This window comes from Streptomyces sp. NPDC043738 (assembly GCF_056436545.1).
Map to the genome: position 1 here is coordinate 24823 of NZ_JBWKCJ010000019.1, position 9042 is coordinate 33864.

General features: G+C 72.9%; 7 protein-coding genes and 1 tRNA gene. 3 read left to right on the top strand and 5 right to left on the bottom strand.

The features are described 5' to 3' along the window. Window positions 1-2 precede the first annotated feature (2 nt). The 5 genes from AC0680_RS23795 to AC0680_RS23815 all read right to left on the bottom strand — a co-directional run bounded on the left by AC0680_RS23795 (window position 3) and on the right by AC0680_RS23815 (window position 5747). Window positions 3-2552, bottom strand: coding sequence for a hypothetical protein (locus AC0680_RS23795; protein ID WP_478632090.1), 2550 nt, complete (start codon window positions 2550-2552; stop codon window positions 3-5). Window positions 2553-2580: 28 nt separating this feature from the next. Beyond that, window positions 2581-4077 carry a caspase, EACC1-associated type gene (locus AC0680_RS23800; protein WP_478632091.1) on the bottom strand — a complete coding sequence of 499 codons (1497 nt, stop codon included), beginning with the start codon at window positions 4075-4077 and terminating at the stop codon, window positions 2581-2583. Between the two features lies 1 nt (window position 4078). Next, a complete protein-coding gene (locus AC0680_RS23805; RefSeq protein ID WP_478632094.1) occupies window positions 4079-4510 on the bottom strand; it encodes an effector-associated constant component EACC1 in 432 nt (143 codons plus the stop codon). Window positions 4511-4588: 78 nt separating this feature from the next. Further along, complete coding sequence (locus tag AC0680_RS23810) at window positions 4589-5557, bottom strand: pseudouridine synthase (protein ID WP_478632097.1); 969 nt, start codon at window positions 5555-5557, stop codon at window positions 4589-4591. Window positions 5558-5662: 105 nt separating this feature from the next. Next, a tRNA-Leu gene (locus tag AC0680_RS23815) sits at window positions 5663-5747 on the bottom strand. 305 nt (window positions 5748-6052) lie between these two features. On the opposite strand from AC0680_RS23815, the gene AC0680_RS23820 reads away from it, so the two are divergent. The 3 genes from AC0680_RS23820 (at window position 6053) to AC0680_RS23830 (ending at window position 8815) form a co-directional block, all read left to right on the top strand. Beyond that, a complete protein-coding gene (locus AC0680_RS23820; protein ID WP_478632098.1) occupies window positions 6053-7378 on the top strand; it encodes a M20/M25/M40 family metallo-hydrolase in 1326 nt (441 codons plus the stop codon). Window positions 7379-7533: 155 nt separating this feature from the next. Beyond that, window positions 7534-7767 carry a chaplin gene (locus AC0680_RS23825; RefSeq protein ID WP_478632101.1) on the top strand — a complete coding sequence of 78 codons (234 nt, stop codon included), beginning with the start codon at window positions 7534-7536 and terminating at the stop codon, window positions 7765-7767. A gap of 187 nt (window positions 7768-7954) precedes the next feature. After that, a complete protein-coding gene (locus AC0680_RS23830; RefSeq protein WP_478632102.1) occupies window positions 7955-8815 on the top strand; it encodes a chaplin in 861 nt (286 codons plus the stop codon). The last annotated feature ends 227 nt before the right edge of the window (window positions 8816-9042 follow it).

Here is a 9042-nt window from a genome sequence, read left to right on the forward strand (position 1 = left end):
GCTCATCTCCCCGCGACCCGGCCGTAGCGCGGCGGTTCCTGCCCGGAGAGGACCTCGAACAGCTCCTCGGCCGCACCCCGCGAGCCCCCGACGTACGGCCCCACGAGAATCTCCTCCAGCGCCCGGCCCAGCTTGGCCAGCGCCGCGTCCACCGCCTCCTGGTGCTCGGCGAGCTCCTCGCCGGCCTCGTCCAACTGCCGGGCCAGCCGGGCGTTCTCCACCGCCCGCCGAAAGAGCCACACCGCGTACTCCCGCTCGGCGCTCACCTTGTTCAGCGGATCCCCCTTGCAGCTGGCCCGCGCCCGCGGCAGCCCCTGGAACAGCCGCCGGATGCCCTTGTCCAGACCGGCCTCCGGCAGCGCCTCCAGCCAGGCCAGGGTGAACTCCGCGTCGGCGGTGCCCGCTTCGTCCAGCGCCCGCAGCGCCGTGTCGGGCAGACCGGGCATCTGATGGCCGAGCAGTCCCGGGATCTCCCGGGCCTCCAGCCGGGCGGCGCGGCACTCCACGATCGCCCGCAGCAACCAGGCCCGCGCCTGCCAGCGCGGCTCGCCGCGGACGTCGTCCAGGCACTCGCGGGCGGTGAGGAAGGCCTCGTTACGCATCGCCAGCAGCGCCCGGTCCATCCCCTCACCGATTGAGGTGTGCCGCTCCGCGGCCCGCAGCGCCGTCTCGATCTCGTCCGCCTCGGCCGAGCCCGGCCCGGCCGGCTGCAGCGCCTCGACCATCCGGCGGGCCACGCCGTACGGCTGCGCCCGCAGCGCCTCGAGGAAGCGGCGGCCGAACTCCTCCTCGGCGTCGGGCTTCTCGGCCAGTCGGGCCAGCTCGTCCCAGAGGGCCTGCGCGGTGGGGCCGGCGGTGTCGGACGGCGCGGGCCCGGCGTGGTCGGTGGCGTCGCGCACCACCGTCACGGCGCGCCCGGCGTCGGCGAGCACCGCGGAGCGGGCGGTGTCCACCAGCGTGTACGGATGGACGAACAGCAGCGCCGGGTCCTCGCCGGCCGGCGGCAGATAGCGGCTGATCAGCACCGTGTGCGGGGTGAACACGTCCGACGGCGCGATGCCCTGCCCCCGCAGCGCGCAGCGCCACTCGAACCACAGCATCGGCGCGACGTCCTTGCGCCAGGCCAGGAAGGCCCGTTCGGTGGCGGGACTCTCGTCGGGCGCCGCGCCCCGCAGGGCGGCGTCGAGGAACCGCCCGGCGGCCACCTGGCGCGCCGGCGCGTTGGGCCGGTGCACCGCCGTCTCCAGCTGCTCCACCAGCTCGCCCATCCGCCGGGCCCACTTCTCCCGCATCGTGATCAGCTGCGGCACATTGACCTGGTAGTACTGCTCGGTCTCCCGCTCCTCGGGCTCGGTGAGCCGGATGGTCCGGCCGGTCGGCTCGTCGAACCGCTCCACCAGCAGCACCGTCGCCGGCCACAGCGCCCGCCGCTCCTCCGGGGTCGCCCCGTCGAACGCCTCCAGATCGGCCGTCAGCTGCTTGATCTCGGCCTCCAGCTGGTCCAGGCGCAGCCGCGCGTCCATGGTCAGCCGCTGGGACAGCACCCGCTGATGGGCCTGCTCGACGCCGAGGTACGCGTCCGTGGTGAACAGGTCCGGACTGAACTCCAGCCCCACGGTGGCGCCGTGCCCCCTCGTGGTCCGCAGATACGGCTGCAGGGACACCAGACCGGTGGCGCGCGGGCCGTCCGCCTCCGCCTCCCGGGGCGGGCGCAGCAGCGCCCGGTCGGTCTCGGCCGCCGCCCGGTCGGCGAGCGCCCGCATCCCCTGGGCGTACGCCACCAGCTGCCCGTACGCGATGTCGGCGACCTCCACCAGGCTCGTCTCGTGCGCCAGCGACCGCAGCAGGCCGACGAAGTCGCGCAGCGCGCCGCGGGCCGTCGAGGACGAGCCGTCCGCCACCGTCACCGACCGTGCGCGGAAGACCGACGGCAGGTCGAGCGAGGGCTGGGTGCCGGACAGCCCGGCCGTCACCCGGATCAGCCCGACGCCGAGGTGGTCGCCGACGAAGTCCCCGCTCTCCGGGTCGCTCAGGCCGTTGACCCGCAGACAGGTCGTCAGTGCCGCCTGCACCACCTGCTGCCGGATCTCCGGAACGCCCTCGCCGACCACCAGTACCTCGACGGGGCCCTGCTCGTCCCCCGCCACCCACGCCCGCAGCAGCGACGAAGCGAGCGCCGCCCGCACCTGCGGCGCGAGCGCCGCCTTCGGCCCCCAGGGCGGCGGCGCGGGGAGCAAGGGCCCGCATTCGGCGGACTCCCGGGCCCGCCGGGCGCAGCGCGCCACCGCGCCGTCGTCGGCCCCGATCTCCCCTCCCGGAACCCGCAGCCCCAACGCCCGCGCATGCAGCACCAGCGCCAGATCGTCCTCGGTGTCGCCGAACAGCGGCTCGTCCGGGCACTGCTGGAGCCAGTACTGCCACACCCTGCTCACCAGGTGCTTCGGCACGGCCGGCCGGCTCTCTTGGAACCGCTGCTTGACCTGCTCGGCCTCGTCGGCCGTCCAGGTGTGCGGCAGGCGCCGCAGCACCTCCTCGACGCCGTCCCCCCGCATCGGACCCCCTCCTCGTCACGCCTCGTCGTCACACCTCACCGGCACACCGGAATCCCGCGTTCCCCCGGCACTCGGCCGGTGACCGTGGCGACAGCCGCTCCCGCAGCCGCGTGGCGGGAGTGTCATAGGCGCCGCCGAGCAATACCGGTGAGCCCGCGTCGTCCAGGCAGATATCCCAGACGTTACCGAGCAGGTCGCCGATGGTGTACGGATTCGGCGGGAATTCCCCGATCGGCGCCAACTCCCCAAAGCTGCCACGGAAGTTGACCCGCCCAGCGGCGATCTCCGCCCGCCACCATTCGCCGTCCCGCCCGGCCCGCGCCGCCAGTTCCCACTCCTGCGCCGTCGGCAGCCGCAGCGCCGTCCCGAGCCGCCGCCCCGCCCACTCGGCATACGCACGGGCGGCGTGTGCGCTCACCCCGACGACCGGATGGCCGCCGCGCCCGGCCGGGAACTCCAGGCCGTGCCAGCCCCGCAGATAGCCGTCGTCGACGCCTTCCCCCGACGCCCGCGCATCCTTCGGACGCCAGCGCGCGTTCGCCGGATCGCACAGGAAGGCCCGGAACTGCGCATGGGTGACGGGGTACCGCCCCAGCCGCACCACGGGCGGCCCGTCCGGCGGCACGGGTACCAGCTCCGGCAACGACGGCCGCCGCTCGCCGGGCCGCCGCTCCGCCGCGGGCGGTACGGCCGCGGTACCAACGGGCCGGTCCGCGGCCGCGGTGCGCTCCGCCCCGCCCTCCGCCCCGCCCTCCGGTCCCTCACGGCGTTCGCGCGCGGCGCGGTTGCGGAACAGGCAGATCCGCCCGGCGTGATCGCTGTGGGTCTGCCGGGGCAGCGGCCGCCCCTTCGCGGTGAGCGCCTGCGCCACCTCCTCGTAGAGCGCCGTCATGCTCAGCAGCGCCGGTCCGTCCGCCACCCCGGAACCGATGACGTCGATCAGCTCACCGGTGAAGGCGGTGTAGGTCTCGCCCGGTACGGCCAGCGCCTGGCGCGTCGCCGCGGTCGCGGTCAGCACGAAGGCGCCGTGCACCGCGGTCGCCGGCGCGAGGTCGCCGGAGCTCATCCCGCCCAGCGCCAGACCGCTCCAGCAGCAGTCCAGGACGACCACCTTGCGCCGGGCCGAAGGGCGCCCGCCGGCGGGGGAGAGCAGGATCGACCGCAGCTCCTCGTAGCGCACCGCCGTGTGCGGCCGGTCCGGATCTGACTCCGGCAGCGCCAGATGCAGCTCACCGGACTGCGGGTGCACCAGACCGTGGCCCGCGTAGTACAGCAGCACGGTGTCCGCGGCCTCGGCGGCCGCGTCGTACACCGTGTTCAGCATCGCCTTCCGGGACGGCTGCGCCAGCACGGCGCACCGCTCCGGAGCCAGCCCCCACGCTCCGGTGTCGCAGAGCAACTCACGCAACCGCCCCAGGTTGTTGCGCACCGCCGGGAGGTCGCCCAGCTCCGGATGCTCATAGGTGTCCGTACCGATCAGCACGGCGCGCGAACGCGACGGATCGGACAGCTGCGGCTCCGGCACGCTAACCCCGCTGCCGGGGCGGGTCCACCGGCGCCCCGGGCCCCTCGTCGCCCCCGTCCCGGAGGTCCGCGCCCTCGCCGAGCGCCCGCAGGACCCGCGCGACGGCCTCGGGGTCACCGCCGTCGACGGTCACCCTGACCCCCGCTCGCTCGATGTGCACCCGGTCGCCCCGCGGCCGCGTACTGCGCCAGCCGGCCACCGCCACCACCAGCGACGCCAGCTGCACCCCGCTGTCGAACACCGCCTGGACGGCCTCCAGCACCGGCCCCATGCGCCCCGGCTCCTCGGCGCGCCGCACCAGCGACAGACCGGCCCCGCCGGCCACCTCCGGATCACCGCTCAGCCAGGTGTACAGCGACCGCACCGCCTCACCGCCACCCTCGCCCCGGCCGTCCGCGACCCCGTCGCGGTCCACCTCGATCCGTACCCGCACCGCCGCCCCCGCCTGCCGTCCCTCGCCCCTGAGCCCAGGCCTCAGCGGTCAGCATAAGTGGCGTGCGTCACCCCGGTCTCAGGATCGGGTCAACGGCCCCGCGTCCCACGCCGCCAGCCGCAGCCGGCTCTCGAACCGCCGCTCCCGGCCGTCCACCGGATCCCTGAACTCCAGCACCCTCGCCAGCAGTTGCAGCGGCGCACCGAAGTCCTCCGGCTCCGCGTCCCCGCCCCCGGCGGACCCGCCGGGGGAACCCGGAAAGAGCGGATCGTTGAGGATCGGCAGCCCGAGACGGTTCATGTGCACCCGCAGCTGGTGAGTGCGCCCGGTCTGCGGCAGCAGCCGGTAGCGCCCGAGCCCGCCCCGCCGCCCGACCAGCTCGACCCGGCTGACCGCGTTGGCCTCGCCGGCCACCTCCCGGGCGGCCAGCACCCCGCGCTCCTTGACGATCCGGCTGCGCACCGTCACCGGCAGCGCCACGCCCCCGTCGTACGGCGCCACCGCCTCGTACTCCTTGCGCACCCGCCGCCCGCTGAACAGTCCCTGGTACGCCCCCCGGTCCTCGGCGCGTACGACGAACAGCGCCAGGCCCGCCGTCAGCCGGTCGAGCCGGTGCGCGGGCTGCAGCGCGGGCAGCCGGAGCTCGCGCCGCAGCCGCGCCAGCGCGGTGTCGGTGACATGCCGTCCGCGCGGCGTCGTGGCCAGGAAGTGCGGCTTGTCGGCGATCACGATCCGCTCGTCCCGATGGACGATCCCCACCTCGAACGGCACCGGCACCTCCGGCGCGAAGTCCCGGTGGAACCACACGTACCGCCCGGCCAGATAGGGCTCCTCCCCGCTCAGCGCCCCGTCCACCCCGACGAACCGCCCCGCCCCCAGCATCTCCGTGACCCGGCCGGCCCCGATCGCCCCCTGGAATCGGTCCACCAGGTGATCCCGCACGGTCTGCCACGTTCCGTCCGGATCGGCGGGCAGCCGCACCCGCACGGGATCGACACCGTCCCGCTGGGGGAGCGGCGCCGGGGGAAGGGGGGATCTGCGTCTCATGGCGGGGAGGACCTCGGCTCGGGTGGTGCCCTGTCACGGCGCACCGGCACGAAAACGACCAACGCCCGCCTGGCCGGAGCCATGGCGGGCGCTGATCGTCAAGAGTGTCCGAGGGGGGACTTGAACCCCCACGCCCGATAAAGGGCACTAGCACCTCAAGCTAGCGCGTCTGCCATTCCGCCACCCGGACAAGGTGTCTGCCGTTTCGGCCTGGGCCGTTCCGACGTGGAAAACAATAGCAAACCTTCGGGGGTGGTCGATCACCTGCGCAGTTGGCCGGGTCAGGGCCTGTGACCAGCGCATGTCGGGCGTATTACTGCCTTGGGTGAAGCGGGCGGCGGGTGGAGGATGGCCAGGACCCCCGCCGCCGGGGCCCTGCTCGGGGCGTGCGGCGGGGCCCTTACCAACAGGAGGCAGTGTGAGTGAGCTCCGCGAACGAATCATGGACAGGTGCACGCTCCGCGCAGGCGGGCCCGAGCGAAGCGAGGTTCAGGCATGAGCGAGGCGCAGCCGGCTCGTACGGTCACCGGCGAGGACGAGGTGGTCGACCTGTGCCGGGATCTGATCAGGATCGACACCAGCAATTACGGCGACCACTCGGGTCCCGGTGAGCGGGCCGCCGCCGAGTACGTCGCGGAGAAGCTCGCCGAGGTCGGCCTGGAACCGAAGATCTTCGAGTCCCACAAGGGCCGTGCCTCGACCGTCGCCCGGATCGAGGGCGAGGACCGCTCGCGGCCCGCGCTGATGATCCACGGGCACACGGACGTGGTGCCGGCCAACGCCGACGACTGGACCCACCACCCGTTCTCGGGGGAGATCGCGGACGGGTGCGTCTGGGGGCGCGGCGCGGTCGACATGAAGGACATGGACGCCATGACGCTGGCCGTCGTCCGTGACCGGCTGCGCAGCGGACGCAAGCCGCCGCGGGACATCGTGCTGGCGTTCCTCGCCGACGAGGAGGCGGGCGGCACGTACGGCGCGCGCTACCTCGTCGACAACCACCCGGAGCTCTTCGAGGGCGTGACGGAGGCGATCAGCGAGGTCGGCGGCTTCTCCTTCAAGGTCAACGAGCAGCTGCGGCTGTACCTCATCGAGACGGCCCAGAAGGGCATGCACTGGATGAAGCTGACCGTGGACGGGTCGGCCGGGCACGGTTCGATGATCCACAAGGACAACGCGATCACCGAACTGTCCGAGGCCGTCGGGCGGTTGGGCCGCCACGAGTTCCCGGTCCGGGTGACCAAGACGCTGCGGGCCTTCCTCGACCAGCTCGGGGACGCGCTGGGCACCGAACTCGACCCGGAGAACATGGACGACACCCTGGCCAAGCTCGGCGGCATCGCCAAGCTGATCGGCGCGTCGCTCAGGAACACCGCGAACCCGACGCAGCTGGGCGCCGGGTACAAGGTCAATGTGATTCCGGGGCAGGCCACGGCGCACGTCGACGGGCGCTTCCTGCCCGGTTTCGAGGAGGAGTTCCTCGCCGACCTGGACCGGATCCTGGGGCCGCGGGTCAAGCGCGAGGACGTGCACGCGGACAAGGCGCTGGAGACCTCGTTCGACGGGGCCCTGGTGGACGCGATGCAGTCGGCGCTGCAGGCCGAGGACCCGATCGCGCGGGCCGTGCCCTACATGCTCTCCGCCGGTACGGACGCCAAGTCGTTCGACCGTCTGGGGATTCGCGGATTCGGGTTCGCGCCGCTGAAGCTGCCGCCGGAGCTGGACTTCGCCGGAATGTTCCACGGGGTCGACGAGCGGGTCCCGGTGGACGGACTGAAGTTCGGAGTGCGGGTGCTGGATCGTTTCATCGACCAGAGTTGAGGCTGAACGCGGCGCGGATTATCTGTTGTTCGATGTTCGAGTCGACTTAGCTGAAAAGAGTGAATGACTAGATGTGTTCGTAGCTTCAACGGCCTTTTCCTCGTTGTGGTGGATGCGATCCGCGGCTGGGATCGCCTTGCCTACAAGGAGGAACAATGATCAAGAAGATCGTCGCTGCTGCGGCGGCCGCCGGCGGCCTGGTGCTCGCCGGCGCGGGCCTGGCCTCCGCCCATGCGGGTGCCCAGGGTGCCGCCGTGCACTCCCCCGGCATCGTTTCCGGGAACAACGTCCAGGTCCCGGTGCACGTCCCGGTGAACGCCTGCGGCAACACGATCTCCGTGATCGGGCTGCTGAACCCCACCTTCGGCAACTACTGCGTCAACAAGTGACCGTCTGAGTCGCTTTGGTGTCGCACCTGTACCCGAAGGCGCCCGATTCGGCTCGGCTCCGGAATGCGTGCCATGCGTTCCGGAGCCTCTGGGTATTTCGGAGTGCGGGTGGACCTTTCCTGGAACTCTCCATGGATATCGCTACTCGCATCCATTCCTGTAAGGCACAAGGCAGGGGAACGAACATATGAGACAGGTCGCAAGAAAGGGCCTGATCACCATGGCGGCGGCCGGCGGCGTACTCGCCGCGGCCGCCGGCTATGCGCACGCGGACGCGGGCGCCGGCGGCCGCGCGGTCAACTCGCCCGGTGTCGCCTCCGGCAACAACGTCCAGGCGCCGGTCGACGTACCGGTCAACGTCTGCGGCAACACCGTCAACGTCGTCGGGGTGCTCAACCCCACGTTCGGCAACGACTGCGCCAACGGCGGTGGGGGCGAGCACGGTCACCACCACGGTGGGGGCCACGGTCACGGCGGGGCGAGTGCCCACGGCAAGGCGTCCGACTCGCCTGGTGTCGGGTCGGGGAACAATGTGCAGGCGCCGGTCGACGTGCCGGTGAACGTCTGCGGCAACTCCGTCGATGTCGTCGGGGTGCTGAACCCCACGTTCGGCAACGACTGCGCCAACGAGTCGCCTCAGGGGCCGCACCACCCCGGTAAGCCGCACCACCCGGGCAAGCCCCACCACCCCGGCAAGCCCCATCACCCGGGTAAGCCCCACCACCCCGGCAAGCCCCACCATCCGGGGAACCCGGGCCAGGAGAAGCCGGGCCACTCGCACCACCCGGAGCACCCGGGCAAGCCCGAGCACCCGGGGAGCGGGCATCGTCCCGAGGCGCCGCACCACGGCGGCCAGGAGACCCCTCAGGGGCCGGGAGCGCGGCCGCAGGCGGGATCGCACGGCCTGACCGTGACGCCCCCGCACTCCACCGAGCAGCAGCTCGCGCACACCGGTGCCGGGGCGCTGGGCTACGCGGCGCCGGCCGCCGCGGGGCTGTTGCTGGGCGGTGCGGTGCTGTACCGCAAGGCACGGAAGAGCGCGCCTTGATGATCGTCCGCGGACGGCGCCGCGTGCGGGAGTGCGCGCTTCGGTGAACGTCCGCGGACGGTGCCAGGCGGGTACCGTCCGCCGCTGACCGGCTGCGGACAGTGCCCAGGTGTACACGGAGCGGGGCCCGTCGGGGAGGGGGCCGCTCTGCCGTCGTCACAAATCGGTGGGGATCACCACGTGGTGCGGAGGTGGTGGAGGATCCCGCGGTGGAGGGGGGAACCCTG

What these genes read in the sequence shown, in the direction of transcription:
- AC0680_RS23795 (WP_478632090.1), bottom strand. Translation starts at nt 2,552, where the DNA reads ATGCGGGGGGACGGCGTCGAGGAGGTGCTGCGGCGCCTGCCGCACACC.
- AC0680_RS23810 (WP_478632097.1), bottom strand. Translation starts at nt 5,557, where the DNA reads ATGAGACGCAGATCCCCCCTTCCCCCGGCGCCGCTCCCCCAGCGGGAC.
- AC0680_RS23820 (WP_478632098.1), top strand. Translation starts at nt 6,053, where the DNA reads ATGAGCGAGGCGCAGCCGGCTCGTACGGTCACCGGCGAGGACGAGGTG.
- AC0680_RS23825 (WP_478632101.1), top strand. Translation starts at nt 7,534, where the DNA reads ATGATCAAGAAGATCGTCGCTGCTGCGGCGGCCGCCGGCGGCCTGGTG.
- AC0680_RS23830 (WP_478632102.1), top strand. Translation starts at nt 7,955, where the DNA reads ATGAGACAGGTCGCAAGAAAGGGCCTGATCACCATGGCGGCGGCCGGC.